The sequence below is a fragment of the Cyanobium sp. L1E-Cus genome (assembly GCF_024345755.1).
Classification (GTDB): domain Bacteria; phylum Cyanobacteriota; class Cyanobacteriia; order PCC-6307; family Cyanobiaceae; genus Cyanobium_A; species Cyanobium_A usitatum.
In genome coordinates this window covers 112,941-139,587 of record NZ_JAGQBS010000003.1, presented here as the reverse complement: position 1 = coordinate 139,587, position 26,647 = coordinate 112,941, and the positions used below count along the sequence as shown (strand labels likewise).

General features: G+C 65.1%; 24 protein-coding genes, 1 tRNA gene and 2 pseudogenes. 11 read left to right on the top strand and 16 right to left on the bottom strand.

Going from position 1 to position 26,647, the window contains the following annotated elements:
• Window positions 1-15 precede the first annotated feature (15 nt).
• The 4 genes and pseudogenes from KBZ22_RS03525 (at window position 16) to KBZ22_RS03515 (ending at window position 4,870) form a co-directional block, all read left to right on the top strand.
• Entirely contained in the window at window positions 16-786 is a 771-nt protein-coding gene (locus tag KBZ22_RS03525; protein WP_255021061.1) for a peptidylprolyl isomerase, read from the top strand.
• Window positions 783-2,855, top strand: a pseudogene (locus KBZ22_RS03520) (ABC transporter transmembrane domain-containing protein); the annotation flags it as partial. The gene KBZ22_RS03525 and the pseudogene KBZ22_RS03520, both read left to right, overlap by 4 nt.
• 78 nt (window positions 2,856-2,933) lie before the next feature.
• Window positions 2,934-3,516: pseudogene (locus tag KBZ22_RS14380) on the top strand (ATP-binding cassette domain-containing protein); the annotation flags it as partial.
• A gap of 211 nt (window positions 3,517-3,727) precedes the next feature.
• The gene (locus KBZ22_RS03515; RefSeq protein WP_255021059.1) at window positions 3,728-4,870 is read left to right on the top strand and encodes an HlyD family secretion protein; all 1,143 of its coding nucleotides are present in this window, start codon (window positions 3,728-3,730) and stop codon (window positions 4,868-4,870) included.
• Here KBZ22_RS03515 and KBZ22_RS03510 read toward each other — a convergent pair whose 3' ends face one another.
• The 5 genes from KBZ22_RS03510 to gcvT form a co-directional block, all read right to left on the bottom strand.
• The gene (locus KBZ22_RS03510; protein ID WP_255021058.1) at window positions 4,871-6,481 is read right to left on the bottom strand and encodes a CTP synthase; all 1,611 of its coding nucleotides are present in this window, start codon (window positions 6,479-6,481) and stop codon (window positions 4,871-4,873) included.
• A gap of 263 nt (window positions 6,482-6,744) precedes the next feature.
• Window positions 6,745-7,221 (bottom strand): Dps family protein, encoded by a 477-nt coding sequence (locus KBZ22_RS03505; protein ID WP_255021057.1) that lies wholly within the window; start codon window positions 7,219-7,221, stop codon window positions 6,745-6,747.
• 45 nt (window positions 7,222-7,266) lie between these two features.
• Window positions 7,267-8,205, bottom strand: coding sequence for an RNA polymerase sigma factor, RpoD/SigA family (locus tag KBZ22_RS03500; RefSeq protein ID WP_255021056.1), 939 nt, complete (start codon window positions 8,203-8,205; stop codon window positions 7,267-7,269).
• Between the two features lie 77 nt (window positions 8,206-8,282).
• Window positions 8,283-10,109, bottom strand: a complete 1,827-nt coding sequence (gene aspS / locus KBZ22_RS03495) for an aspartate--tRNA ligase (RefSeq protein WP_255021055.1) — start codon at window positions 10,107-10,109, stop codon at window positions 8,283-8,285.
• Window positions 10,110-10,152: 43 nt separating this feature from the next.
• Entirely contained in the window at window positions 10,153-11,265 is a 1,113-nt protein-coding gene (gcvT, locus tag KBZ22_RS03490) for a glycine cleavage system aminomethyltransferase GcvT (RefSeq protein WP_255021054.1), read from the bottom strand.
• Window positions 11,266-11,377: 112 nt separating this feature from the next.
• Between gcvT and KBZ22_RS03485 the strand changes: the two genes are divergently transcribed.
• Window positions 11,378-11,614, top strand: coding sequence for a hypothetical protein (locus tag KBZ22_RS03485; RefSeq protein WP_255021053.1), 237 nt, complete (start codon window positions 11,378-11,380; stop codon window positions 11,612-11,614).
• A 121-nt stretch (window positions 11,615-11,735) separates the two neighbouring features.
• A complete protein-coding gene (locus KBZ22_RS03480) occupies window positions 11,736-12,134 on the top strand; it encodes a Crp/Fnr family transcriptional regulator (RefSeq protein ID WP_255021052.1) in 399 nt (132 codons plus the stop codon).
• Between the two features lie 13 nt (window positions 12,135-12,147).
• Here the strand turns inward: KBZ22_RS03480 and speB are convergent, their stop codons facing one another.
• Both speB and speE read right to left on the bottom strand, forming a co-directional pair.
• The gene (gene speB / locus KBZ22_RS03475; protein ID WP_255021051.1) at window positions 12,148-12,993 is read right to left on the bottom strand and encodes an agmatinase; all 846 of its coding nucleotides are present in this window, start codon (window positions 12,991-12,993) and stop codon (window positions 12,148-12,150) included.
• Window positions 12,993-13,862, bottom strand: a complete 870-nt coding sequence (gene speE, locus KBZ22_RS03470) for a polyamine aminopropyltransferase (RefSeq protein WP_396111648.1) — start codon at window positions 13,860-13,862, stop codon at window positions 12,993-12,995. Before speE ends, speB begins: the two co-directional genes overlap by 1 nt.
• Window positions 13,863-13,928: 66 nt before the next feature.
• On the opposite strand from speE, the gene arfB reads away from it, so the two are divergent.
• Window positions 13,929-14,381 (top strand): alternative ribosome rescue aminoacyl-tRNA hydrolase ArfB, encoded by a 453-nt coding sequence (arfB, locus tag KBZ22_RS03465; RefSeq protein ID WP_254932484.1) that lies wholly within the window; start codon window positions 13,929-13,931, stop codon window positions 14,379-14,381.
• Window positions 14,382-14,481: 100 nt separating this feature from the next.
• Here the strand turns inward: arfB and mazG are convergent, their stop codons facing one another.
• The 3 genes from mazG to KBZ22_RS03450 are packed head-to-tail and all read right to left on the bottom strand — an operon-like array spanning window position 14,482 to window position 16,727.
• On the bottom strand, window positions 14,482-15,300 hold the full coding sequence (gene mazG, locus KBZ22_RS03460) for a nucleoside triphosphate pyrophosphohydrolase (RefSeq protein WP_255021050.1): 819 nt from the start codon (window positions 15,298-15,300) through the stop codon (window positions 14,482-14,484).
• Window positions 15,297-15,797 carry a DUF2227 family putative metal-binding protein gene (locus KBZ22_RS03455; protein ID WP_254997766.1) on the bottom strand — a complete coding sequence of 167 codons (501 nt, stop codon included), beginning with the start codon at window positions 15,795-15,797 and terminating at the stop codon, window positions 15,297-15,299. The genes mazG and KBZ22_RS03455 overlap by 4 nt, the downstream gene beginning before the upstream one ends.
• A 3-nt stretch (window positions 15,798-15,800) precedes the next feature.
• Entirely contained in the window at window positions 15,801-16,727 is a 927-nt protein-coding gene (locus tag KBZ22_RS03450) for a lysophospholipid acyltransferase family protein (protein ID WP_255021049.1), read from the bottom strand.
• A gap of 21 nt (window positions 16,728-16,748) precedes the next feature.
• Here KBZ22_RS03450 and KBZ22_RS03445 point away from each other — a divergent pair.
• Window positions 16,749-16,820 (top strand) — tRNA-Val (locus KBZ22_RS03445).
• Between the two features lie 16 nt (window positions 16,821-16,836).
• Here KBZ22_RS03445 and KBZ22_RS03440 read toward each other — a convergent pair.
• A complete protein-coding gene (locus KBZ22_RS03440) occupies window positions 16,837-17,094 on the bottom strand; it encodes a hypothetical protein (protein WP_106502661.1) in 258 nt (85 codons plus the stop codon).
• A 47-nt stretch (window positions 17,095-17,141) separates the two neighbouring features.
• Here KBZ22_RS03440 and KBZ22_RS03435 point away from each other — a divergent pair, with 47 nt between their 5' ends.
• Both KBZ22_RS03435 and KBZ22_RS03430 read left to right on the top strand, forming a co-directional pair.
• Window positions 17,142-17,594, top strand: coding sequence for a protein phosphatase (locus tag KBZ22_RS03435; protein WP_254997761.1), 453 nt, complete (start codon window positions 17,142-17,144; stop codon window positions 17,592-17,594).
• On the top strand, window positions 17,591-18,217 hold the full coding sequence (locus tag KBZ22_RS03430) for a 2OG-Fe(II) oxygenase (RefSeq protein WP_255021048.1): 627 nt from the start codon (window positions 17,591-17,593) through the stop codon (window positions 18,215-18,217). Before KBZ22_RS03435 ends, KBZ22_RS03430 begins: the two co-directional genes overlap by 4 nt.
• On the opposite strand, the gene KBZ22_RS03425 is transcribed toward KBZ22_RS03430, so the two are convergent.
• Both KBZ22_RS03425 and KBZ22_RS03420 read right to left on the bottom strand, forming a co-directional pair.
• Window positions 18,214-19,470, bottom strand: coding sequence for a mechanosensitive ion channel family protein (locus KBZ22_RS03425; protein WP_255021047.1), 1,257 nt, complete (start codon window positions 19,468-19,470; stop codon window positions 18,214-18,216). The genes KBZ22_RS03430 and KBZ22_RS03425 overlap by 4 nt on opposite strands.
• Complete coding sequence (locus KBZ22_RS03420; protein WP_255021046.1) at window positions 19,467-20,687, bottom strand: extracellular solute-binding protein; 1,221 nt, start codon at window positions 20,685-20,687, stop codon at window positions 19,467-19,469. The genes KBZ22_RS03425 and KBZ22_RS03420 overlap by 4 nt, the downstream gene beginning before the upstream one ends.
• Window positions 20,688-20,776: 89 nt before the next feature.
• On the opposite strand from KBZ22_RS03420, the gene KBZ22_RS03415 reads away from it, so the two are divergent.
• Entirely contained in the window at window positions 20,777-23,614 is a 2,838-nt protein-coding gene (locus KBZ22_RS03415) for a valine--tRNA ligase (protein ID WP_255021045.1), read from the top strand.
• Window positions 23,615-23,623: 9 nt separating this feature from the next.
• Here the strand turns inward: KBZ22_RS03415 and KBZ22_RS03410 are convergent, their stop codons facing one another.
• From KBZ22_RS03410 to KBZ22_RS03400, 3 genes are read right to left on the bottom strand one after another with little or no spacing between them, the layout of a single operon-like run.
• Window positions 23,624-24,358: an ATP-binding cassette domain-containing protein gene (locus tag KBZ22_RS03410; RefSeq protein ID WP_255021044.1), complete on the bottom strand. Its 735-nt coding sequence runs from the start codon at window positions 24,356-24,358 to the stop codon at window positions 23,624-23,626.
• Entirely contained in the window at window positions 24,358-25,527 is a 1,170-nt protein-coding gene (devC, locus tag KBZ22_RS03405; RefSeq protein WP_255021043.1) for an ABC transporter permease DevC, read from the bottom strand. Before devC ends, KBZ22_RS03410 begins: the two co-directional genes overlap by 1 nt.
• Window positions 25,524-26,588 carry an efflux RND transporter periplasmic adaptor subunit gene (locus KBZ22_RS03400; protein ID WP_255021042.1) on the bottom strand — a complete coding sequence of 355 codons (1,065 nt, stop codon included), beginning with the start codon at window positions 26,586-26,588 and terminating at the stop codon, window positions 25,524-25,526. Before KBZ22_RS03400 ends, devC begins: the two co-directional genes overlap by 4 nt.
• Window positions 26,589-26,647: the final 59 nt, after the last annotated feature.

Genomic DNA, 26,647 nt, shown 5'->3' with positions numbered 1-26,647 from the left:
AAGACAGGCTTATTTATGTCGGTTGAGTCTCAAGAGAGTCTCGCGGTTTCATTCGAAGACTTGGCCCGCCTCGGCTTGCTTGAGCCCTACATGCGAGCCAATCTGCTGGCCTTGGCGGCTAGCAATGTTGCACTAAGCGATGAGCAAATAGACGCGGCCAGGCAGGCTTTTTGTCGTCAGCATCAAATCCGCGACGCCGAAGCCCTCAAGGCCTGGGCCGTAGCCCGCATGCTCAGCCCTGCCGCCCTCGAGGCGCAGATGCGACAGTCCCTGCAGCTGCAGCTCCTCTGCCAGGGCGACTTCTCCGCCAAGGCGGAAGCTCGCTTTCTGCAGCGCAAGAATCAACTAGATCGTGTCGTCTACAGCCTGCTGCGCCTCCGCGATGGTGGTCTCGCCCGCGAGCTCTATTTGCGCATTGATGATGGCGATGCCAATTTTGCCGATTTAGCCGCCCGCTATGCCGAAGGACCTGAGCAGGCAACCCGCGGCATTGTTGGACCGGTGCCCCTCACCCAAGCCCACCCTGCCTTGGTAGATCGACTGCGCACCGCTACCCCTGGCGTAGTGCTCGAGCCCTTCCAAATCGAATCCTGGTGGCTGGTGGTGCGGCTTGAAAGCCTCACTTCCGCCACCTTCGACGAGGACACCGCCGCCCTCATGGCTGAGGAGCTATTCGAGCAGTGGATCTCAGAGCAAGTTGAACGACGTCTCGTGGACCTGCGGCCCCTGTTGGAGAAACGCGTATCCGCCGATGCGAGCCAGAAGGCCGGCCTAGGCTCATCATGATTGCCATGGATGATTCCGCCCCTTCGCAGCTGCCTGCCCATCCCGCCTTTGCCGGGTTGTCGCACTCCAGCGCCGAGCGTTTGCAGCAACAGCTCAGCCGGCGTCAGTTTGCTGTTGGTGATCCCCTTTGCCTTAGGGGCTTGATTCCCTCTGAGATCCTGCTGATCCAATCAGGCACAGCGCGCTTGCTGGTGCGAGACCAGGGCCGCCTGCGCACCGCAGAAAAGTTGGAACCGGGCAGCTTTGTGGGCCTGGCCTCCCTGTTGCGAGCTGCTCCCTGTGAGGAGGTGAGTGCGGGCTCCGAAGTGGAGGCACTGGTGCTGGCTGATTCCCTTATTTTGGAGCTGCTAGCTCGCGAACCGTCCTTTGCTCAGTGGTGCGGCTCGCATCTTTTTACAGCTGAATTGGCAGCCCTACTTGCCCTGCTGCTTGAGCAGCATCCCCAAGCCGGCACTTCGATCCAGGCGTTACTCGATCAGGCCCGCCCCCAGGCCCGGCTGGTACCGCCTGATTCTGAGGCATTAGCAGCCCTGCCGATTGAATTCAGCTTGTTGGCCGCTAGCCACAACCTGATCGATCACCCCCTGGGTGCGGCGCTCAATCCCCGCCAAGGTGTGCCGACAGCCACCCCACCGTTACCCCCACGACTGATAGCCCTGCCTGCGGAGCTGCTGGCGCCGGTAGCTCCAGTGGTGGAAGCCGAGCTGATGCCAGAAGGCTCCGCCAGCGGCAGCGGCCAATCTGGCGGTTTTAACCCGCCGCTGGCCTCTGGCCTTGATCTGGGCCAGCGAGATCGCACGGCCTTGCAGCTACTGCGCGGCAACGGACCCCTCGAGGAAACCCTCGCTTGTTTCCAGATGTTGGCGGCGGAGCTCAAGCTGCCCTTTCGGCGCGATGCGATCGAGAAGATCCTGCGGGATGTGCTGCGCCGTGGTCAGACGCCGGACCTGCAGCTCTGCGGCAATCTCGCCGCGATGATGGGTCTGCACGTAAGCGGCGTGCGGGTGCCTGCCAACCAGGGCACGCGCCTGCAGACCCCGGCCCTGATCCCCTGGCAGGGCGGGTTTGCAGTTGTGCGAGGTGCCAATGCCCGCGGTTTGCTGCTGGCCTCCCCGCGGCAGGGTTGGGTGGAGATTCCCCCCGACCAGCTTCCCGAGGCCTTCCCCGATGGCATCGATGTGCTGATGCTGGAGCGCAGCTCTGCCACCCCTGAGCAGCGCTTTGGGTTTGCCTGGTTCTGGCCAGCTTTGCAGCGCTACCGCGGCATCCTCACCCAGGTGCTGATCGCCTCCTTTGTGGTGCAGCTGTTCAGCCTGGCCAACCCCCTGCTGATTCAGGTGATCATCGACAAGGTGATCAACCAGCGCAGCCTCGATACTTTGCAGGTGCTGGGCTTTGCCCTGGTGGTGGTGACCTTGATGGAGGGCTTGATCGGCGCCCTGCGCACCTTCCTATTCAGCGAAACCACTAATCGCATCGACCTGCGCCTAGGCGCCGAGGTGATCGACCACCTACTGCGGCTGCCGCTCAATTACTTCGACCGCCGTCCCGTGGGCGAACTCGGTACCCGTATCGCTGAGCTGGAGAAGATCCGTAATTTCCTCACCGGCCAAGCGCTCACCACTCTGCTCGACACTGCCTTCTCGGTGATCTATATCGCCGTCATGCTGATTTACAGCTGGCTGCTCACCTTGATCGCCCTGTGCGTGCTGCCGATTCAGATCGGCCTCACCGTGCTGGGGGCTCCCCTGTTCCGCCGTCAATACCGCGATGCGGCCCAGGAGAACGCCCGCACCCAGAGCCACCTAGTTGAGGTGCTCACCGGCATCCAGACGGTGAAGGCCCAGAACGTCGAGATGATCAGCCGCTGGAAGTGGCAAGACCTCTACGGCAAATACATCTCCCGCACCTTTGAAAAAACAATCACCGGTACGGCCCTTTCCGAAACCTCCCAGGTGCTGCAGAAGCTCTCCCAGCTGCTGGTGCTCTGGGTAGGTGCCTCTTTGGTGCTCTCCGGCGACATGACCCTGGGCCAGTTGATCGCCTTCCGGATCATCTCCGGCTACGTCACCCAGCCTTTGCTGCGGCTCTCTTCGATCTGGCAGAGCATCCAGGAGCTCAAGGTTTCCTTTGAGCGCCTTGCCGATGTGGTCGACACCCCGGAGGAATCAGACGAGGCTGACAAGCAGAAGATTCCTCTGCCGCCCATCGCGGGCGAGGTGCGCTTTGACGACCTCTGCTTCTCCTTCACCCCCGGCGGGGCCCAGGTGTTGCGTCACATCGACTTCACCATCGCCGCTGGCACCTTTGTGGGGGTGGTTGGTCAGAGCGGTAGCGGTAAGAGCACCCTCACCAAAATGCTGGCGCGCCTCTATTCACCAGGCAGCGGCCGGATCCTGATCGACAACTACGACATCGACAAAGTTGAGCTTTATTCGCTGCGGCGCCAAATCGGCATCGTGCCCCAGGAGCCCCTGCTGTTCTCAGGCACGGTGGCAGAAAATATTGCCCTCACCGATCCCGATGCCAGCAGTGATGCGATTGTGCAGGCGGCACGTCTGGCCTGCGCCCACGATTTCATCATGGAGCTTCCTGCTGGCTACAGCAGCAATGTGGGCGAACGCGGCGCCGGCCTTTCCGGCGGCCAGCGGCAGCGGTTGGCCCTCGCCCGCACCCTGCTCTCCAAGCCCCGGCTCCTGGTGCTCGATGAAGCAACTAGCGCTCTCGACTACGACACCGAGCGGCGCGTTTGTGACAACTTGCTCGACAACCTCAAGCACTGCACCGTTTTCTTTATTACCCACCGGCTTTCCACCATCCGCCGCGCCGAGCTAATCGTGATGATGCACGAAGGAGCCATCGTGGAAACGGGCACCCATGATGAATTGATGGAGCTCCGAGGTCGCTATTACGCCCTTTACCGCCAGCAGGAGATCAACTGATGTCGATTGTGCGCCGCGCCCAAAACGCTATTGAGCGCCGGGTTCAGACCAGCCATGAGGAGATGGCGCTGCAGCAGTCGCGCTTTTTAGCGCGAGCTATCACCTGGGCCTTGGTGGGCACCACAGCTGCTGGCCTGGCCTGGCTGGCTTTCGCCAAAACCGACGAGGTGGTGGTCGCCTCTGGCAAGCTCCAGCCGATCGGCGATGTCAAAACCATCCAAATGCCAGTGGGCGGTGTGCTGGAAACCATGCTGGTCAAGGACGGTCAGCGGGTCAGCCAGGGCCAAGTGTTGCTGCGCCTCGATAACGAGGCCACTCTCGACCGTCAGGCGAGTCTGCGTACCACCATCATCGCTAAGCAGGCCCAGCTGCGTCTCAAGGAGGTGGAGCTGGCTCGCTATCTCAACCTCAACGACACCGAGCAGACGGTGACACGCCAGAACCTCGTGCTTGAGACCGAAATCCTGCAGCGGCTTGAGGGCCTCAAGGCCGTTGGGGCCTCTGCGGAGTTGCAGTATTTGCAACAGCGCAACAAGGTGCGTGAGGTTGATGGCGAGATCGCCAAGCTCAAGGTAGATCGCTTGCGTCAAACTGCGATCATCGAACAGGCCCTGGAGCAGGTCAAAGGAGAGCTAGCCGATCTTGGTAGCAAGCTCACTGAGCTTCAGGTCAATATCCGCTACCAGGATGTGCGCTCCCCGGTGGATGGGGTGGTGTTTGATCTCAAGCCCACTGGCCCAGGTTTTGTGGCCCAAGGCAGTGAGCCGGTGATGAAGATTGTTCCCTATGACGCGCTCCAGGCCAAGGTGGAGATTGAGAGCAGCGATATTGGTTTTGTGCGAGTTGGTCGCCCTGCCGATATCAGCATCGATTCCTTCCCTGCTACCGATTTCGGAGTGCTGCTTGGCACCGTTAAGCGCATTGGTTCCGATGCTTTGCCCCCAGATGAGCGTAATCAGACCTACCGCTTCCCAGCTACGATTGCCCTCGATACCCAGCAGCTCAAGCTGAAATCTGGCAAGAGCCTGCCTTTGCAAGTGGGTATGTCACTTACGGCCAATATCAAACTGCGCAAGGTAACTTACCTGCAGCTTCTGCTTGGAGAATTTAAAGATAAAACAGACTCCCTTAAGCAAATCTAATCAGTCTTGCTGGGGCAGGCGCTGCTGGGCGGCCTCAATTAAGCCGCGAAATAGGGGGTGAGGCTTGCCGGGGCGGGAGAGGAATTCGGGGTGATATTGGCAGGCTGTAAAAAATGGGTGGCTCTGTAGTTCGATTAATTCAACTAAGCGGCCGTCTGGCGAGGTGCCGCTGATTGTGTAGCCCGATTCGGTGAAGAGACTGCGGTAAGCATTGTTGAATTCGTAGCGGTGGCGGTGGCGTTCGTATACAACTTCGTCGCCATAAAGGCGATGAGCCATCGTGTCTGCAGCTAGCCGGCAGGGGTAAACGCCCAGTCGCATCGTGCCGCCCAGATCAACTACGTCCTGTTGCTCAGGCAGTAGGTGGATCACCGGATGGGGCGTGTCGGCATCAAGTTCGGCGCTGGTGGCACCGGCCAGGCCCGCCTGGTTGCGGGCCCACTCGATCACGGCGCACTGCATGCCCAGGCACAGGCCTAGGAAGGGCACCTGCTGTTCCCGCGCCCACCGGATAGCAGCCACCTTGCCGTCCACACCGCGGTTGCCGAAGCCGCCGGGCACCACCACCGCATCCATGCCGGCCAGCAGAGCTTCTGCGCCCTGGCTTTCGAGCTGCTCGGCGCATACCCAGTGCAGATCAAGCGAAGCATCCCGATCCAGGCAGGCGTGGCGCAGGGCCTCCACCACCGATAGATATGCGTCGTTGAGCTGCACGTACTTGCCCACCAGCGCCACCTTCACTGCCGGGCCGGGGTGGCGCAGTTTGGTTACCAGCTCCTGCCAGCGGGCCATGTCACTTTCAGCGTTGCTGAGCTGCAGCACATCGAGCACCTCGCGGCAGAGCCCCTCCTGCTCCATCGCCAGCGGCACAGCGTAGATGCTGTCGGCGTCCAGGGCCTGGATCACGGCCCGCTGCGGTACGCCGCAGAAGCCACCGATCTTGCGGCGTAGTTCGTCGCTCACGGGCCGGTCGCTGCGGCATACCAGCACATCGGGCTGGATGCCGATCGAGCGCAACTCCTTCACCGAGTGCTGGGTGGGCTTGGTCTTGAGCTCGCCCGAAACGCCAATGAAGGGCAGCAGGGTGACGTGCACATAGGCCAGGTCTTGGCGGCCCACATCGCCCCGAAATTCGCGTATCGCCTCAAGAAACGGCAGCGATTCGATGTCGCCCACCGTGCCGCCGATCTCGCCAATCACCACGTCGGCATTGCTGTTGGCGGCTACCCGATGGATGCGCTCGCGGATTTCGCGGGTGATGTGGGGGATCACCTGCACGGTGCCGCCGTTGTAGTCGCCGCGGCGCTCCTTGTTGATCACCGACTGGTAAATCGAGCCAGTGGTCACGCTGTTGAGGCGCGACATGGCCGTGTCGGTGAAGCGTTCGTAGTGGCCCAGATCCAGATCGGTCTCGGCGCCGTCCTCGGTGACGAACACCTCACCGTGTTGGTACGGGCTCATCGTGCCCGGGTCCACGTTCAGATACGGGTCGAGCTTGAGGATCGAAACGCTGTAGCCGCGGCTCTTGAGCAGGCGCCCCAGGCTGGCGGCCACGATGCCCTTGCCGATGCTCGACACCACGCCGCCGGTGACAAAGACGAACTTGCTCATATCCCGGTGGCTGCCCCTTCAATGTACCGGGCGCTGCCTGCGGGGCCTGGCTGGGTTCGGCGGTCACGCCCGCTGCGCGGGCAACACCGCGCTCACCGCAGCCAACCCCACAGGAGCTACATGCGTTCTTGGGGCCTGGTTTGGGTGTTGAACATGCTCGGCCCGGCCTGCGGAGGCTTGCTGGTCCGCTGGGGTGCTTGGTGAGAGGCCGGTATTGCCCGCGCAGCGGGCGCCGACTGGCCGACGCCAAGCACCCCAGCGGATTACGCCTCCAGCAGGCTGCGCAGCATCCAGGCGGTCTTCTCGTGGATCTGCAGCCGCTGGGTGAGCAGGTCGGCGGTGGGTTGGTCGTTGGCCCCATCGGCGGTGACCATGACGCTGCGGATGGTGCGGGCGACCGCCTCGTGGCCGAGGACCAGCTCGCGCACCATCTCCAATGCTGCCGGGATGCCCTGGCTTTCGGCGATTGAGGAGAGCTGGCCATAGGTGGCGCCGCCAAAGGGGGCCGGGCAGCCAAGGGCACGGATGCGCTCGGCGATGGCGTCTAGGGCGTTCCAGAGCTCGGTGTACTGCCCCATAAACATGAGGTGCAGGGTGTTGAACATCGGCCCGGTGACGTTCCAGTGGAAGCCGTGGGTTTTGGCGTAGAGCACGGTGCTGTCAGCCAGCACGCGGCCCAGGCCTGCGGCGATCTCCAGCCGCTGGGCTTCCGGGATGCCGATGTCAATGTCGGTTGCCATGGCGACTTATCCGTAGTGACTTCGTTTTAGCCCGGATTGCTTGGGTTAGTCGAGGCTTCCCAGATAATCCTTCACGCGGCAGCGATTCTGGGGTTGGCGCAGTTTCAGCAGGGCCCGAGATTCGATCTGCCGCACCCGCTCCCGGGAGAGCTGCATGGCAGCGCCGATTTCAGTCAGGCTGCGGGGAGTGTCGTCTACTAGCCCGAAGCGTTGACGGATCACCTCGGCTTCCCGGCTGCTCAGGTCTTCAAGCAGGGCCTCGAGGTCGTTGTGCAGCTGCTCGCGGGCGAGTTCCTGCTCAGGTGTGCCGTGGCCGTCTTCCAGCAGATCGCCGAGCTGCATGTCGTGTTCCTTGCCCACCCGGGACTCCAGGGAGACGGGTTTGGGCAGCTGCAGCAGGGTTTCGCGGATCAGCGCTTCGCTGAGATTCAGCTCCTGGGCGATTTCAGCCACGCAGGGCAGCCGGCCTAGCCGGGCGCTGAGTTCACGCTGGGCCCGTTTAATTCGGTTGAGCTTCTCGGTGATGTGTACCGGTAGCCGGATCGTGCGGCTCTGGCTGGCAAGGGCCCGGGTGATGCCCTGGCGAATCCACCAGTAGGCGTAGGTGCTGAAGCGAAACCCCCGGGTCGGGTCAAAGCGCTCCACGGCCCGCTCCAGTCCCAAGGTGCCCTCCTGGACCAGATCCAGCAGGTCCATCCCCCGGCGCTGATACTTCTTGGCCACTGACACCACCAGTCGCAGATTGGCCTGGATCATCCGCTCCTTGGCCCTTTTGCCGCGGTGCAGGGTCAGCCGTCGCTCTTTGTCGGCCAGTTCGTCTTTGCCTAGTTCGTCTTTGTCCGGATCGCCCTCGCGCAGTAGCTGTTCTCGCCGCTGCACCAGCCGGGCCAGGGTGAGCTCCTGCTCCTGGGTAAGCAGGTCCACCCGACCGATGTCCTGCAGGTAAAGCCGCACCGGATCGGTGCTGGTGGGGGTGTGGGGCACGCCCAATGAATTAGTGGTGCTTCACCGTTGCTGCGCTGGGCAGCTGCGGCGCCAAATGCCCCGTTTTGTTTTGGCTTTCAGCTTTCGTCTTCCTCAACCCAGGTGCTGGCCACATGCAGCTCGTCTAGTTGTTTGGTGGCCACACCGCCAGGCGCGCCGGTCATCAGGCAGCGGGCCTGCTGGGTCTTGGGGAAGGCGATTGTGTCGCGGATCGATTCCTCGCCCGCCAGCAGCATCACGATCCGATCTACGCCGTAGGCCAGGCCGCCGTGGGGTGGGGCACCCATGTCGAGGGCGTCCATCAGGAAGCCGAACTGCTGGTTGGCCTCCTCCAGGGGCAGACCAATGGTTTGCAGCACCTGGCGCTGCAGGGCCGAATCGTGAATGCGCAGCGAGCCGCCGCCCAGCTCGAGGCCGTTGAGCACCAGGTCGTAGGCCTGGGCGCGGGCCGTGGGCAGGGTGTTGGCCCAGGCGGCGGGATCAGTACCCAGATCCGCGCTGTTGGGGGCGCAGAAGGGGTGGTGCAGGGCTTCGAGGCGGTTTTCGCCGGCGTTGAACTCAAACATCGGGAAATCCACCACCCAGAGGAAATCCCACTGGTCGTTGTCACGGTCGGCCGGCACCAGGCCGAGCTCGCGGGCCAGAAATTGGCGCACCCGATCGAGGGCCTTATTCACCGTGGCGGTATCGCCCGCGCCGAACAGCAGCAGGGTGCCGGGGGTGGCACCGGTGCGGGCCAGCAGTTCGGTTTTTTTGTCTTCTGTGAGGTTGTCCTTGATGGCGCCGATCGTGTCGATCTCGCCGCCTTCGCGCACCCGGATGAAGGCCAGGCCGCCTGCCCCAGCCTTTTGAGCCTCGCTGAACACATCCCCGCCGGGCTTGATGCGCACGTTGCTGATGGCGTCGTTGCCGCCGGGCACGGCGATGCACTTCACGGAGCCGCCGGCGGCCACTGCGCCGCTGAATACCTTGAAGCCCATGCCGGCCACCAGGTCGGAGACATCGGTGAGCTCCAGGCCGTAGCGGGTGTCGGGGCGATCTGTGCCGTAGCGGGCCATGGCCTCGTGCCAGGTGAGGCGCGGGAAGGGACGGGGCAACTCCACCCCTTTCACGGCCTTCCAGATCGAGGCGATCAGGGCCTCGTTGAGCTCCAGGATCTGCTCCTGGTCCATGAAGCTCATTTCGATGTCCAGCTGGGTGAATTCCGGCTGGCGATCGGCCCGCAGATCTTCGTCGCGGAAGCAGCGGGCCACCTGGTAGTAGCGCTCCAGCCCGCCCACCATCAGCAGCTGCTTAAACAGCTGGGGCGACTGGGGTAGCGCAAACCACTCACCACCGCACACCCGGCTGGGCACCAGGTAGTCGCGGGCGCCCTCGGGGGTGGAGCGGGTGAGCACCGGGGTTTCTACCTCGATAAAGCCCTGGTCTTCCAGGAAGCGGCGCATCGCCTGCACGGTGCGGTGGCGCAGGCGCAGGTTGCTGTTCATGCGCTCGCGGCGCAGGTCGAGGTAGCGGTGGCGCAGCCGCAGCTCTTCGCGGGTGTTCTCCTCGTCGTGCACCGACACTGGGAAGGGCAGGATGCCCTTAACGGCGTTGAGCACGGTGATGGCGCTGGCCAGCACTTCGATGCGGCCGGTGGCCAGTCGGTCGTTGATGGCATCGGCGGGTCGCTCCCGCACCTTGCCTGCCACCTGAATCACCGTTTCGTTGCGCAGGTGCTCCGCTATGGCGAACATCTCGGCGCCATTGTCGGGATCGACAGTGATCTGCACGCTGCCGCTGCTGTCGCGCAGGTCGACAAAAATCACGCCGCCGTGGTCACGACATCGGTCTACCCAGCCGCAGAGCTGCACGGTCTGGCCGCTGGCGTCGTGACGCAGGTCGCCGCATCCGTGGCTGCGCATGCTGAGATCCGGAGTGAATGGGCGATTGTCCCACCCGGTGGCGTCAGCGCTTGTAAAAGGGACGCTTAACCACCAGCGCTGGCTCGGCCTTGCCGCGAATCTGTACTGCCAGTTCGGTGCCCAGCTTGGCGGCGCTGGCTGGCACGTAGGCCAGGGCGATCGCTTGTTCGAGGCTGGGTGACCAGCTGCCGCTCGTGATGTGCCCCACCGGCTCACTAGCCACTGGAGCCCCGGCAGCTAGCACCGGGTAGCCATGGCGGGCGATGGCGCGGCCCTGCAGCTTCAATCCCACCAGGCGCCGCTGGAGCCCCGCGGCGCTTTGGCGCTCCAGCACCTCGCGGCCAATGAAGGCTTTGGGCATTTCCAGGTGCACCAGCCAGCCCAGGCCGGCCTCCAGGGGTGTGGTGTGCTCATCCAGCTCGTGGCCGTAGAGGTGCATCGCCGCTTCCAGGCGCAGGGTGTCGCGAGCGCCGAGTCCGCAGGGGCTGACGCCGCTGGCCAGCAATTTGTCCCACAGGATCAGGCCGTCTGGCCGGTTCAGCAGCAGTTCGAAGCCGTCTTCGCCGGTGTAACCAGTGCGGCCCACAAAGGCGCTGGCGCCAGCCAGTTTCAGCTCCCGGTGGCCGAAGCGGGGCAGGCCGCTCAGGTTGGTACCCGCCAACTCCTCCAGCCGAGCGGCCGCCTCCGGCCCCTGCAGGGCCAGCAGCACGCCATCGCTTTTGCGATCTTCAACACGGATGCCAAGGGGCTCTAGCTGGCTGCGGATCCAGGCCGTGTCGGTTGCGGCGCAGGCGGCATTGATCACCAGCAGCAGTTCGTGGCACTGGCCATCTGCCTGCCAGCCCCGGTCATAAACAATCAGGTCGTCGCGGATGCCGCCCCGCTCGTTGAGCAGCACTGTGTAGCAGGCCTCGCCGGGGCCAATCCGAAACAGGTCGGTGGGCACCAGAGCCTGCAGGGCTTCTTTGGCGCCTGCGCCCCGCAGGGTCAGCACCCCCATGTGGGAGATGTCGAAGATGCCGCAGCGGCGCCGCACGGCTTGGTGCTCTGCCACCAAGCCCTCAAATTGCACAGCCATCTCCCAGCCGGCAAAGGGCACCATCCGGCCACCCGCGGCTTGGGCGGCTTCAAACAGGGGGGTGCGTATTAAACCCATGGCCGGATCCTATGCAGGCCTGCGGAATCAATAAGGAACCTGGAAGATTCGCCGTATTCGATACCACTTTGACCAAACGTCCATACCTTGAGAGACCAGATCTCTCCCTTGGATGGGTCAGCGCCCTTGCTGCCGCAGCTGCCGCCATTGCGCCCCACCCAGTGGCGCTGAATTCGGCTGGTGTCAGCTGCGCCAGTTGCCGATCCACCCTGAATTGGCGCTGGAGCTGTGGTGCCACCACTGGACGGCCCGGCCGCCGCGGCTGCCTGCGATTAATGCGGCAGCTGGGGGGACACCAGCCCAGCCGAATCAGCAGCTCAGCCTTGAATCAGCCTTTGGCAAAAGCTGAAGAAAATCTGTAATTTTGTCTCGTTTTGGGGCTTTTTTGGCTTTTGTGCTCGCCATGGCTAGCCGCCATGGGCGGCAGAGCTGTATTAAGGATCACTGGTATCGATTAGGGGGTGTGGGGCATGGTTGCTTCGGTGGCGATCACCACTCCACTAGAGCTGATGGCGGTTCAAGTGGATTGCGAGGTTCTTACCCTGCCCACCGGCTCCAAGGTTTTTTCCAGGGGCTCCCGGGCCGACTCGATTTATGGGGTGCGCCGCGGCATCATTGAAGTGATAGCCGAGAGCGGCGAGAGGCTTTGCTATCGCCCCGGAGAGCTGTTCAGCTATCAAGACATCCTTTGGCGCGACGGCATTTATCGCAACGAAGCCGTGGCCCGTACCCCTGTTGAGATCCTGCGGCTAGATCGCCTGCGCTTCTTGAACCTGCTGCACAACCATCCGACTCTGGCGGTGTTGCTGATCAGCCAGCAGCACGAGCGCCTGCGCGAACAGCGCACCAGCGGCACCTGCTGCTACTGATCGGCTTTCGGCATTAACGGTCGAGCAGAAACAGCAGGCTGCGCACCACCTTGGCGGCCAGCACGCTGCTCACGCCGGTGGCATCCAGCATCGGCGCCAGCTCCACCACATCGGCGGCCACCAGGTTGTGGTGGCGCAGCTCCTCCACTAGGGCAGCGAAATCCCGCCAGAAGAAGCCGCCGGGCTCCGGGGTGCCGGTGCCGGCCATCACCGCTGGATCAAACCAATCCAGATCCACCGTGAGATAGAGGGGCTTGCCGCGCAGGGGTTTCAGGCTTTCGGCCATCCGCTCAATGGCCACCAGACGACCGCTGCTCCGCAACTCGCTGAATTCCTCGCGGGTGCCGCTGCGGATGGCGATCTGCAGCAGCTGCTGGCTGGGCAGCACCTCCAGGCAGCGGCGCATGGCGCAGGCGTGGCTGTGCTGCGCGCCCAGCCACTCGTGGCGTAGGTCGGCGTGGGCATCGAGCTGCACCAGCACCAGATCGGGGTGCCGGGCCGCCACGGCCGCCACCGCGCCGGAGCTGATCGAGTGCTCGCCGCCGAGCATCAGGGGTTTGAGCCCCAGGGCCAGAACGGCTTCGGTGGCCCGCTTCACGGCCGCCACTACCGGCTTGGGGGCGCCGAAGGGAATGTCCACCGCGCCGAGGTCGGCGATGGCCAGCTCCTCCAAGTCGCGATCGAGCTGGGGGCAGTAGCTCTCCAGGCCGCTGCTCACCTCGCGGATTGCCGCCGGGCCGAAGCGGGTGCCGGGGCGGTAGGAGGTGGTGCCGTCGTAGGGCACGCCGAACAGACCCACCCGGCAGCCGGCGGGGTCGCGCTGGCTGCCCATGTAGATGGCGCCGTCGGTGTCAAACATCAGCCCAGCTCCCGCTCGATGGCGGCGGGCACAGCATCAAAGGCGCCGCGCTGCCAGCGGGGGGACCAGATCTCACAGCCACAGTCGACGGCCGCGGCGCGGGCGGGATCCGGCTGCAGATAGCGACGGCCGTCTGTGGCGGCGAACGTCCAGCTCCACCAGCCGCTCGGATACATGGGCACCCAGCCATACATCGGATCGGCATGGCCGAAAACTTCACGGATCAGCTTCACCGTGTCGATATGCACCGCTCTAAAGGCCTCGGGTGATTCGCTCTGGGTGGCGAACACGCCGCCGGGCCGCAGGATGCGGCGGCAGTGCTCGAAGAAGGCTCGGTTGAACAGGCCCTCGGCCGGGCCGGCGGGGTCTGAGCCATCCACGATCACCACGTCGTAGCTGGCTTCAGGGGCATTGGCGGCCCAGGCGATGCCGTCGCCCACGGTGAGGTGGAAGCGGGGGTCACTCCAGCAGCCGCCGCCGATGCTGGGCAGGTACTGCTGGCTCCACTCCACCACCAGGCCGTCGATCTCCACTAGGTCGAGGTGCTGCACGCCAGCGTGGCGCAGGCACTCGCGGGCGGTGCCGCCATCGCCGCCGCCGATCACCAGCACCCGCTCGATGCTGGCGGCGCTGCAGAGGGCCGGATGCACGATCGCCTCGTGGTAGTGCCGCTCCTGGCGCTCGGCAGTCATCCAGCAGCCATCGAGCAGCAGGCCCTTGCCGTAGCGCTGGCTGTCGATGATCGTCACCTTCTGGAAGGCTGAATCCTGTTCGGCGACCACCGTGCCCTCCAGGCCGTAGCGCACGCCGTCGAAGACCTCGTCGATCCAGCCCATTGCCAAAATTTCGCAGTCTCCAGCCTTGCGCATCGCCGGTGTGTTGGCCGTGACAGGCTGATTTCCTGGCTCCACTGATTTCCTGGCTGCCCTGAATCCATGGCTCCCCTGCGACCCACGGCGGATCTGCGGCTGACCCCAGCGCTGGTGATCGGCGCCGCCGAGCTGGCCTGGCGTTTTTCTCGCTCCTCCGGCCCCGGCGGCCAAAACGTGAACACCACCGATTCACGGGTGGAGCTGGTGTTTGATCTGGCGGCCTCTGCGGCGCTGCCGCCCACGATCAAGGCCCGGGCCCTGGGGCGACTGGAGGGAAAGCTGGTGGAAGGTTGTGTGGTGATTGCAGCCAGTGAGCACCGCTCCCAATGGCAAAACCGGGTGGCGGCCCAGCGGCGCCTAGTGGAGCTGCTGCAGGAGGCGATCAAGCCGCCACCACCACCGCGTCGGGCGACTCGGCCCACCCGTGGTTCAGTGCAGCGGCGTCTGGCGGCCAAGAAGCAGCGTGGTGCGATCAAGGGGCAGCGGGGGGCCCGTACTCAGCTGCCGGAGGACTGAGCTGTCGGAGGATTGAGCTGCCGGAGGACTGAGGTGTTGGCTGGGTGTCCCTAAATCTGTACAGGTTGTACGGAATTCGCGAGGCTGTTGCGGTCAGGGCTCAGCAGCTTGGCGTTGGCTTGTTTTCAGCGCGGATTTCGGCCTTGGCCTGCTGCCAGAGGCCTTCGAGCTCGCCGATGCTGCGGCCCTTTAGGTCGCCATCTAGGGCTGCTTCAACCCGGGAGAGACGATCGAGGAAGCGGCGGTTGGTGCCCGCCAGGCCGGCTTCCGGTTCGATGCCGCACCAGCGGGCCACGTTCACCAGGGTGAACAGCACGTCGCCCAGCTCCTCCTGGGCATGGCGGCGATCCCCGGAGGCCACAGCTTCCTTGAGCTCGTCGAGCTCCTCGTGCACCTTCGCCCACACCCCTGCCATGTCATCCCACTCGAAGCCGGCCGCGGCGGCTTGCTTGGAGATGGTCATGGCGCCGGCTAGGGCTGGCTGGCCGCGCACCTTGCCGGCCAGCCGATCGCTGAGGGGGCTGGTGGAGGCGGGTTGGGGTTTTTCTGCGGCCTTGATCTCCTCCCAGCTGGCCGGCTCGCCACCGCCAAACACATGGGGATGGCGGCGCACCAGCTTGGCGCTGATGCCTGCAGCGATCTGGGCCAGATCAAAGCTGCCAGCCTCGCTGGCGATCTGGGCGTGGAGCACCACCTGCAGCAGCAGGTCGCCCAGTTCCTCCGCCAGGTGGTGATCGTCGCCCGAGCGGATCGCATCGGCCACCTCGTGGGCCTCCTCCAGCACGTAGGGCACCAGGGAGGCGTGGGTTTGCACCAGATCCCAGGGGCAGCCGCCCTCGGGGTCGCGCAGGCGAGCCACCACGGCGATCAGCTCAGCTAGGGCCTCAAGGTGGGCTGGGGTTTGGGGGTGGGGGTTCATCGGCGGCGGCGGCGGCGCAGCAGGCGGGGCAGGCGCGGCATCGGGTCGCCATCTTGGATCAGGTGCAGCCAGCTGCTGGCCTCCAGGCCCACCAGGGCGGCCAGCAGCAGCGGACGCTCGCCCTGCCAGAGCGCCTGGGCGGTGGCTATGAGCTGCTGGGGTGCTGGTCCACCGAGGGGTTGCAGCAGCAGGCAGCTCACCAGCAGCAGCGCCGCCAGGTAGGCCAGGCGCCCGCTGGTGCCCAGCAGGGGACTGTGGGAGACCAGGGAGCGATGGCGCAGCAGGTTGCGGTAGGGCCACCAGAGCAGCCGCAACGGTCCCCAGCGGCGGGTGGGGTTGGAGCGGGTGTCGAGGTCGGGGGAGAGCAGCAGGCCTCCCAGCAGAAAGCTCAGGCCGGCCACGCTCACCCCCGCCAACCCCAGCCAGGGCCACCACAGCAGCCCAAAGGGGAGGCTCAGGAGCCAGGTGGCTCGGTCGTGGCTGCGGCCGCTGGCCATCGATCAGCGCCCGGGTGGGCCGATGGGCCGCAGCCGCTCACCGCTGCCATCGCCCGTTCGCCAGCGCCGGTTGATCCAGTAGTACTGCTCCGGATAGGCCTGAATCAGGGGTTCGTGCCAGCGGGCTACGGCGGCAAGCTGGTCGCTCAGGGCAGCGGCACCCTGGCCGGGCCATAGCGGTGCGCCAAAGATCAGCCGAAAGCGGCCGTTGGCTTCCCGCACCTGGGCCACGGGAAACAGGGGGCAACCCGATTTCTGCGAAAGGGCCGCAGGCCCTTTGACGAAGTTGGTGCTCAGGCCGAGGAAGTCGACCTGCACTTCGCTGTTGCGGCTGTAAAGGTCGGTCATCACCACGAGGCTGCCGCCGCTGTGCAGACAGCGCAACATTGACCTGGCATCGGCCTGGGGAATCCAGTTGCAGTAGCTGTTGGCCTGGCGGGCCCGGTTGAGCAGCTCGTCGCTGTAGGGGTTGCGGGCGGGGCGGTACACGACAGATGGGGTATCCAGCCGTTCGCTCAGCCAGCGCAGCCCCAGATCCCAGCAACCCAGGTGCAGCGATCCCACGATCACCCCCTGGCCCTGGCGATGCAGCCGCAACAGTTCGTCGAGCCCCTCCCCCTCGGCGCTGATTAAGGAGGCGTCAACCGGTTGGATGATCGATTCGAGGCAGGAGAGAAAAAAGCTGTTGATCGACTGCTCGGCGATGGCCTCGCGCTGGCCCTGGCTTAGCTGCTCGCCATACACCCGCGTCAGGTTGGCGATCGCCGTGGTGTGGCGCCGCCGCAGCCAGGGCCTGGCTAGACGGTGGGCTTGGGCAATGCCGCGGCCCATGCTGCGGTGGGAGCGCCCCCGCAGCGCCAGCAGCAGCAGCCGCACCCCGAGGGCCTCCAGTTGCCAGCGCAGCTTGCGTTGAAGTGGGGCCTGAGCCATGGGGTGTATTTTGCCTACAGCGCGCGATTAGCTCAGCGGTAGAGCGCCTGCCTTACAAGCAGGATGTCGCTGGTTCGAACCCGGCATCGCGCATTTCTGGGTGGGGGCGTCAGCCTTCTGGGAACAGCAGGCTGGCGAGTTCGTCGGCATCTACGTCGTAGACACGGGCGAGGCTGGTTTCGATGGCGCTGGTCACTTCGCCGGGCAGAAAGCGCATGGCGTTGAGGGCGTCGTCAGCGATCTCGTCGGTGAGCAGGGTTTCTTCGCCGCCGAGCTTTTCGTCGTTGATCACCGCCATTACCCAGCTCTGGTAGGCGTACACGAGATCGCTGAACTCCAAATCGGGGTCGTTGAAGTCGAGGGCCATGGGTGGGGCAGTTGCATGCCCGTGCAGTCTGCCGGCAGCTGGGCAGGATGGCAGGCATGAATGCCATCAACCTGCAGGCAACCCTGTTTGATTTCGCCATTGGCGAGTTGGTGCGGCAGCACCGTGAGAGCTTTCAGCCGCTCTGGACTGCTGATAGCTGGGCCAAGCTGCTGATCTGGTTGGCGCTCAATTGCGGTTGCAGCGGAGATCGTGACTCGCTGGAGGCCTATGCCGAGGCGCTGGGGCCAGGGCTCACCGGCCGCATGCGGCGAATTTTCTTTGAGCGCGAGCTGGAGGATTTGGAGCTGCGGGTGCTTGCCGATCCCGCCGAGCCCCAGGTGTTGGTGCTGCCCCTAGGGCCTGCTGGCCCCCTGGATCATGGGCGAGTGGTGGCGGCTCTGGAGCGGCTGGGTCTGCTGGCAAGGGTCGCGGCGGAGCCGCAGCGCTGGCAGCAGTTGGAGGCGGCCCTGGCCCTTCCCTGGCAGGAGCTCTCCCGATGAACCTGCTAGCTACCTATCGCAATGCCGGCTTCGAGGCCCTCGCCGATGGGGTGATGGCCTTTTATGAGCGGCGCGTTGACCTGCGGCGGCCCGGGGTGGCCTTTGGCCCTGGCGGCAAAACTGAGCCTGCCAAAATTTCCACCGATATCAGCCTGGTAGCCATCGACCGCTCCGATCCTGAGGCCTTCGCCCTAGCGGAGGTGATCCTGCGCGGCGTAACGGCTGGGCTGGATCGCTACCTGCAGGAGCGCGGCCTCTTTCGCCAGTGCTGCCCGGAGCAGGAGCTGTTTGTGAATCCAATCTTCAACCTGCAGCGCTACGCCCCTGGTGAGGGTTTCAAGCGCTGGCATTGCGACTGGACAATCAGTGACGAAGCCACTGAACCGGTGCACAGGGTGCTGGCCTGGATCCTTTATTGCAACGACGTGCCCAACGGAGGCACCGAGTTTCATTGGCAGGATCACCACGAGCCAGCTGAGCGGGGCAAGCTCGTGATCTTTCCGGCTGGCCCCTCCCACATCCACCGAGGCAGGGTGAGCGAGGAGCACACCAAAACGATCGCTACCGGCTGGATCAATGCAGGCAGCCGGGAGGGCTACCTGAGCCGCTTGGCTCATAGCTAGTGGCGTTCGAGGTTGGGTTTGTGCTGTTCCGGCGGCCACACCATCGAATACTCCACCTGCTGGGGAAAGGGGATCTCGATGTTGTGCGCGCGGAAGGCCCTCCAGATGGCCTGGTTCACCTCGCTGCAGATGGTCACGTTGTCCATCGGGTTGGCGATCCAGAAGCGCAGGGCGTAGTTGATGGCGGAATCGCCGTAGCTGAGCAGCAAGCCCTTTGGGGCCGGGCTTGGCAGCACCCGCGGCACTAGCAGCGCCGTGGCTTCCAGCAGGGCGATCACCTCAACTGGATCGTGGTGGTAGGCCGCTCCAACGTTCACCTGGCTGCGGCGCATGCGGTCGCTGGCGGTGTAGGTGGTGGCTGCCTCCGTGAAGAAGGTCTGGTTGGGGATCAGCAGTTCGGCGTTGTCGCGGTCGCGCCACAGCAGCGTGGCCCGCAGGCCCAGCCTGCGCACCTCGCAGGGATCGCCATCGAGCATCAGCACCTCGCCGGGCCGCACGGAGCCCTCAAACAGCAGCCAGATGCCGCTGATGAAGTTGGAGAACACCTCCTTGATGCCGAAACCCAGGCCCACCGACAGGCCACCTGCCACGGCGATCAGGGCGGTGGTGTTGATGCCCAGGTGCACCCCCACGGCCACCAGGCCCAAGCCCACCACGGTGTAGCGCAGCATCAACTCCAAGGCTTTGCGGCTGCCATCGCTGGATGCCAGGGCCCGTTGCACCAGCCAGGCCACGCCCGCTGCCGGTGGCCCCGAGCCCACCAGCACCAGGTAGGTGATCAGGGCGGCATTGAATAGCTTGCCCGCATCGACGGGCACACCCAGCATGCTGCCCAGGGGGGCCACGGCCAGATCACTGATGCTGTCGACGGTGGTGATCAGCGACAGGGCCGCCAGCAGCAGATAGCCAGGTCGCAGCAGGCGGCTGTCGAGTTGCTGCGCCGTTTTCGCGCCGAGGCAACGTTGCAGCAGCGGCTGCAGCTGGTTGAGGCCGTACCAGCCCAGCCAGAGCACTCCCAGCTGGCCGCTGAGTCCGTAGGGCAGCCCCAGGAGGGCCAGCAGCAGGCAGCTGGCCGCCAGCACCACAAGCGCCAGGGGGGTGTATCGCTGAGTCCGCAGTCGCGGAAGCCAGTTTCGGCGCGCCGCAAACAGCCGCAACACCATCAGCCCGATCGCCACACCCAGTTGCAGCAGAACGGTGGGCCGCTCCAGATAGCCCAGCCAGCCCAGCACCTCCAGCAACAGCTCTCTCATGGCCGGTTCCGCAGGATCGCCACCAGGCTCTGGCCGGCCGTGGTGGGCTGCATCTCTCCAAACACCAACGTGGTGAGCAGGGTCTGGATCTCGGCCATCCGGGGATCGTTGCTTTGCATCAGCTCCGCCAGGGTGTTGGTTTGGTTGCCCTGCTGGGCCGAGGTCACCATGGCGCTGAGCACTTCCGAGCTGCTCACCGGCACCCCCACGAAGCGGTTGGCGGGCAGCACCACCTCGGAGCCCAGGGTGAGACTCCTCTGGCTCAGGGGGTTCACGCTGAAGCGGCTGAAGGCCAGGGCCCGCTCGCGGCTGCTGCGGCTGGTATTGGTGCCGAGGGCAAACACCCGCAGCTTGTTGATCGGACTGGGATCACCCCCCTCGCCGCGAGGCAAGGGCGCAACACCGAGCCCATCCCCCAGGGCCTTGCGCAGCCGCGGTATGGACGCGCTGCGGCAGGTGAACCAGTCGAGGCGGCCCGCCTGGAATTCCGCTTCCGCTGAGGACTGGCTGGCGTAGAAGGTAACGCGCTGTTGGCTGTTGGCGTTTTGCAGCCAGGTGAGCCAACGCTCGATCGCCTGCTGCTGGGCCCCGCTGGGTTGCCTGCCGGCTGCGGCTGTATCGATGGCGTCGACCGCACCAAGGCTGCCGACTGTCCAGAAGAGGTTGTAGGCCTCCATCGTGAGGCCCACGGGATACCCCTTGGCACTCGTGTCAAGCAGCTGCTCCAGGGTGGCTGGTGCGGCGGGCAGTCGCCGGCGGTTGAAGCAGGCCAGCTGGGTTTGCACCAGAAATGGCAACCCGGCCAGGTCTCCGGAGGGGGTGCGCAGCCGATTGAGCACCTGGGGATCGAATTGGTTGAGATCTACCCCGGTTTGTGGGTAGGGCGCGATCACTCCCGCCTTCAGCAGCCGCACGGCCGTGTCCCCGTTGAGGAGTAGCAGATCGGGCCCCAGCCCGGCCCGGTTGCGGTGCTGGATCACCCAGGCCAGTTGTTTCTCGGGGTAAAGGCTGACTTGAAAGCGGGTGTTGGGGTGAAGCTGCCTGTAGCCAGCCTCCAGTTGGCCCAGTCGCTGCCGGGTGTCGGTGCGCAAGTTGGCGTCGATCTTCTCGTCGGGGTTCACCTCCATCCCGAGGTACATCACGTTGGGCAGCCCATCGCTGGCGCGGCAACCGAGCAGCAGCAGCGAGGCCAGCACGGGTACGCAGCGCGATGCCACCCGTCGTGTCGCCTGTGAGGGGGCCCGGGGATGCGGCATTGCCTTGCTCTACGACCTAATTATCCCTGGCCTCAGCCCGTTTTGCGACCATGGCTCGAGTGCCTGCTGCCACCGCCGTGACCGAGCTGTCTGCCCCAGCCCCTGAAGCGGCCCTGCCCAAGACCTACGACCCGGCGGGCACGGAAAGCCGCTGGCAGCACGCCTGGGAGAGCAGCGGTGCCTTTCACCCGGATCCTGCGGCACCGGGTGAGCCCTTTTCTGTGGTGATTCCGCCGCCGAACGTGACCGGCAGCCTGCACATGGGCCACGCCTTCAACACGGCCCTGATCGACACGATCGTGCGCTTCCAGCGCCTGCGCGGCAAAAACGTGCTCTGCCTGCCGGGCACCGACCACGCCTCGATCGCCGTGCAGACGATCCTGGAGAAGCAGCTCAAGGCCGAGGGCCAGCGCAAGGAAGATCTGGGCCGCGAGGCATTCCTCGAGAAGGCCTGGGGCTGGAAGGCGGAGAGCGGCGGCACGATTGTGGGCCAGCTGCGCCGCCTGGGCTACTCGGTGGATTGGCAGCGCGAGCGCTTCACCCTCGATGCCGGCTGCAGCGCCGCCGTGATCGAGGCCTTCAACCGTCTGCACGAGCAGGGGCTGATCTACCGGGGTGAATACCTGGTGAATTGGTGCCCGGCCTCGGGTTCGGCGGTGAGCGATCTGGAGGTGGAGATGAAGGAGGTGGATGGCCATCTCTGGCATTTCCGCTATCCCTTGACCAGCGGCGCCGGCTTCCTGGAAGTGGCCACCACCCGGCCGGAAACCCTGCTGGGTGACACGGCCGTGGCGGTGAATCCCAAGGATCCGCGCTACGCCGATCTGGTGGGCCAGACCCTCACCCTGCCCCTGGTGGGGCGACAGATCCCGATCGTGGCCGACGACCACGTGGATGCGGAGTTCGGCACCGGCTGCGTCAAGGTGACCCCAGCCCATGACCCCAACGACTTCGCGATCGGCCAGCGCCACAACCTGCCGCTAATTACGGTGATGGCCAAGGACGGCTCGATGAACGAAGCGGCTGGCCGTTTCGCCGGCTTGGATCGCTTCGAGGCTCGCCAAGCGGTGGTGGCGGCCATGGAGGCGGAAGCTTTCCTTGTGAAGGTGGAGGACTACCGCCACAGCGTGCCCTTCTCCGATCGCGGCAAGGTGCCGGTGGAGCCCCTGCTCTCCACCCAGTGGTTTGTCAAAACCGAGCCCCTGGCGGCCCGCTGCCGGGAGGCCCTCGAGAACGCTGATCCGCGCTTCGTGCCGGAGCGCTGGAGCAAGGTGTACCGCGACTGGCTCACCGACATCCGCGACTGGTGTATATCCCGTCAGCTCTGGTGGGGCCATCGCATCCCCGCCTGGTTTGTGGTGAGTGAAACGGGCGGTGTGATCACCGACAACACGCCCTATGTGGTGGCTCGCGATGAGTCGGAAGCAATGGCGAAGGCGGAAGCCCAATTTGGCGGCGGCACCCACGCCCATCCCGTGGTGCTGGAGCAGGACCCCGACGCCCTCGACACCTGGTTTTCCAGCGGCCTGTGGCCCTTCTCAACCCTGGGCTGGCCGGATGACGATGCTGCCGACCTGGAGCGCTGGTATCCCACCAGCGTGCTGGTGACGGGCTTCGACATCATCTTCTTCTGGGTGGCCCGGATGACGATGATGGCCGGCGCCCTAATGAGTGGGGCGGAAGGTTCTGGAATCCCTTGGATTCCCTTCAAAGACGTGTACATCCACGGCCTGGTGCGGGATGAACAGAACCGCAAGATGAGTAAGTCCTCTGGCAACGGCATCGACCCGCTGCTGCTGATTGAGCGCTATGGCGCCGATGCCCTGCGCTTCGCCCTTGTGCGTGAGGTGGCAGGCGCCGGCCAGGACATCCGCCTCGATTACGACCGCAAATCCGACACCTCCGCCACGGTGGAGGCCTCGCGCAACTTCGCCAACAAGCTCTGGAACGTCACCCGTTTCGCCCTGATGAACCTGGGGGGCGAGATGCCCGCTTCGCTGGGCGAGCCGGATCCGGCGGCTCTGCAGCTGGCCGATCGCTGGATCCTTTCGCGGCTGGCGCGGGTGAACCGCGAAACGGCGGAGCGCTATGGCAACTACGGCCTGGGCGAGGCGGCCAAGGGGCTTTATGAGTTCGCCTGGAACGAGGTGTGCGATTGGTATGTGGAGCTGATCAAGCGGCGGCTCAATCCAGGTGAAAACCCGAGCCCAGCAGCCCTTGCCGACCAGCGCACCGCCCGCGCCGTGTTGGCCAAGGTTCTTGGCGAGTTGCTGGTGATGCTGCATCCGCTGATGCCGCACCTGAGTGAGGAGCTGTGGCACGGCCTCACTGGCCAGCCAGAGAGCAGCTTTCTGGCCCTGCAGAGTTGGCCGGCGCTTGATCAGGTCGCTCTAGACGACCAGCTTGAGGCCCAGTTTGCCGAGCTGATCGAGGCGATTCGGGTGGTGCGCAACCTGCGGGCTTTGGCGGGGCTCAAGCCCAGCCAGGGCGCGCCGGTGTCGTTTGTGACTGGCCGCGCTGAGCTGGCAGCCCTGTTGCAGGAGGCCAGCCCCGACATCACGGCCCTCACCCGAGCCGAGAGCGTGGCGGTGCTCAGCCCCGAGCAGGCCGAAGCTGCTCCGGCCGCCAAGGCCTTGGCCGGCGTGAGCGGTGAGCTGCAGGTGCTGCTGCCGATCGAGGGGCTGGTGGATCTGGACGCCCTGCGCGGCCGCCTGGAGAAGGACATCGCCAAAGCCGATAGGGAGATCAAGGGCCTGGCGGGTCGCCTCGCCAATCCCAACTTTGCAGATAAGGCCCCGCCTGAGGTGGTGCTGGAGTGCAAGGCAAACCTGGCCGAAGCCGAAGCCCAGGCGGCCCTGGCCCGCAGGCGGCTGGGGGATTTGGGCTGAGCCTCGGGCTCAGGCGCTCGCCACCAGTCGGCCGTCCTCCAGGTTCACCACTCGGTCAGCGATATCGAGGATCTTGTTGTCGTGGGTCACCATCACGATCGCGGCGCCGTGGCTGTCGGTCAGCTGGCGGAACAGGTCGACCACATCGCGACCGGAGGTCTTGTCGAGGGCTGCGGTGGGTTCATCGGCCAGCAGCAATCGGGGGCTGGGGGCCAGGGCTCGGGCGATCGCCACCCGCTGCTTCTGGCCGCCGGAGAGTTTCTCGGGGTAGTAATTCACCCGTTCCCCCAGTCCCACGTGGCCCAGCATGGCGGCGGCGCAGTCATCCATCGCCAGCCGGCCTTGCCCCAGCCAGACGGGGCTGACCTCCAGGCCGAAGCGCACGTTCTCCAGGGCCGTCAGGTAGGGCAGCAGATTGTGGGCCTGGAAGATGAAGCCGGCCTGGCGCCGCAGCCGGGTCAGGGTGGTGTTGTCGGCCTCCAGCAGCTCTTCACCCAGCACCCGCAGGCTGCCGCTCTGGGCGGCCCGCAGGCCGCCGAGCATGGTCAGCAGGGTGGTCTTGCCCGAGCCGGAGGGGCCGGTGAGGATCACGATCTCGCCGGCATGCACGGTCAGGTTGATGTCGGTGAGCACCTGCTTGGCGGTGTCCCCCTCGCCGAACCAGTGGTTCAGATGCTGCACCTCGATCCGCAGTTCGCGCCCGGTGTGATCGGGTGAGCCGGCTGCAGCGTCCAGCGACCCCATCAGAAGATGTCGGCGGGATCGAGCCGCCGCAGCTTGCCGGTGGCCAGCCAGCCCGATCCGGCCGCCATCGTCAGGGTCAGGGCGAACACCGCAACGGCTCGCTGGGCGGTCATGGCGATCAGCAGCGAGGTGGAGTTGGCCAGCACGGCATAGAGCCCGATCGCCAGCACCAGGCTGGGCACGAAGGCCAGGGCAGCCAGCAGCACCGATTCCTGCACGATGATGCCGACGACGAAGCGATCGCTGTAGCCCATCGCCTTCATCGTGGCGTATTCCGGCAGGTGATCACTGACGTCGGAATAGAGAATCTGGTAGACGATAATCGCGCCGACGATCAGGCCCACCAGCACCCCCAGGTTGAAGATCAGACCAAAGGAGGTGTTGTTGCGCCAGTGGTCCACTTCGATGGCTTCCAGTTGCTTGAGGGTGAGCACCTTCACCGAGGGATCTAGGAAGCTCTCCAGGGTGGCCTGCACCCGCTGCGGGCTCACGCCCGGTTGCAGCTGGATCACCCCGAGCTGGATGTCATCACTGCTCTGATCGGGGAACCAGGTTTTGAAGTTGCTGGCCGACGTCAGCAGGTTGATGTCGGCGGCGAAGGTGAGGCCCATCGTGAACAGGCCATTCACCACCGCCCGTTTGCCACGCAGTTCGGTGTCATAAAAGCCGTCTTTGGTCACCACCTGGGCCACTGGACCGGCCGCCTTCTTGGAGAGGGTGTCGAAGAACAGGCCATCGGGACGCAGCAACTTGTCGCGATCGGCCTCTAGTTCGGGGATGCGTAGGGCTGGATTCTCCGGCGCCAGACCAAAAATCAGGGCCTGCTTTTTCTCGCGACTGTCGCGGTTCAGCCAGTCGGTCTTGCCGATGTATAGCGGTGTCACCGCTTCCACCCCCTGCACCCCCAGGGCCTGCATCAGGCGGCTGCGCGGCAGGTTGAGCGGTTCGCCCAGGTTGGTGTAGCGGCGGCTCACCATCACCAGCTCGCCATTGAGGCGTTGCAGCGGCCGCTTCTGGCTGGCGTAGAGGCCACTCGCCAGACCCAGCTGGAAGAACACCAGCACGTTGGCGAAGCTGACACCGGCGATCGCGGCCAGTAGCCGCATGGGCCGATGGCTGGTCTGACGCCAGGCCAGGGGCGTGCGGCGCAGCGCGGCGAACGGGTTCATGGCGCGCCACTCAGGACGCGATCCCGGGCCGCCTTCTGGTCAGCCTGCTGGGCCGCGGTCAGCGGGGCGAACAGCACATTTACCTGCAGGTAGTTTAGATGGCTGGCGAGGGCCGACTCCTGCGGGGTAAGGCCGATCTTCACTTCCAGCACTCGCCGGTCCAGGTTCTCGCCGGCCTGGCCACTGAACACGGTCTGACGGCTGACCTCCCGGGCAATCTCCACCACCTGGCCCTCCACCTTGCGGCCCTTGAAACCATCCGCACTGAGGCTGGCCTTCTGACCCAGGGCGATCATCGGCCGATCGCTCTGATAAACCTCGGCGATCACGCCCATGCGGCTGCTGTCGCCCATTTCCAGCAGGCCATCCTCACCAACCTTGTCGCCGGGGCGGGCATGCACCTTGAAGACGGTGCCGGAGAACGGCGCCAGCACCGTGGCCTTGGCCCGTTCGGTCTTGTCCTTGTCCAGGGAGGCCCGGCTGGAACGCAGATCCTCCACCAGGGTTGCCTTGGTGGCGATCGCTTCGGCTAGCTGGGCCTTGGCGCTGCTTTCGTCAGCCTGCAGCTTTTCTACCCGGTTGGCGCTGGTGGCACCTGCGGCGAACAGTTGCTCGGCTCGGCGTGCCTCGGCACTGGCCTGGCCCAGGTCGGCCTTGTAGCGGGCGATGACGCTGTCCTGGGCGGCCAGCTTGCTCTCGGCCACGCGGATCTCCGCCTCGGATTTGCGCACACTGCTCTCCAGGGTGTCGATGCTTTCGAGCACCGCCAGAGGTTGGCCTTTACGCACCTCCTGGCCTTCCTTTACCAGGATCTCCCGCACCCGGTCATTGCTCAGGGAACTGGGCACCGACACCTGGCTGATGCCGCCCAGGGGCTCGATCCGGCCCAGGGCGGACACCTGGCGGGGCAGCAGCGGTACGGCCTTCCGCGCTTCGACCTGCTTCTGCTGGCGTTGCTGCCACAGGCGACTGCCGAGGCCGGCAAGCAGCACCAGGGCGAGCAGGGCCGCCACCATCGGCCAGGGTCCGCGGCCCCCCTTGCGACCCGTGGGACTGGGCATGGTCATCGTTGGATGTGTCCTGGCCTGGGCCGGTTATAGGGCGCCGGTCTGGCTCTGCC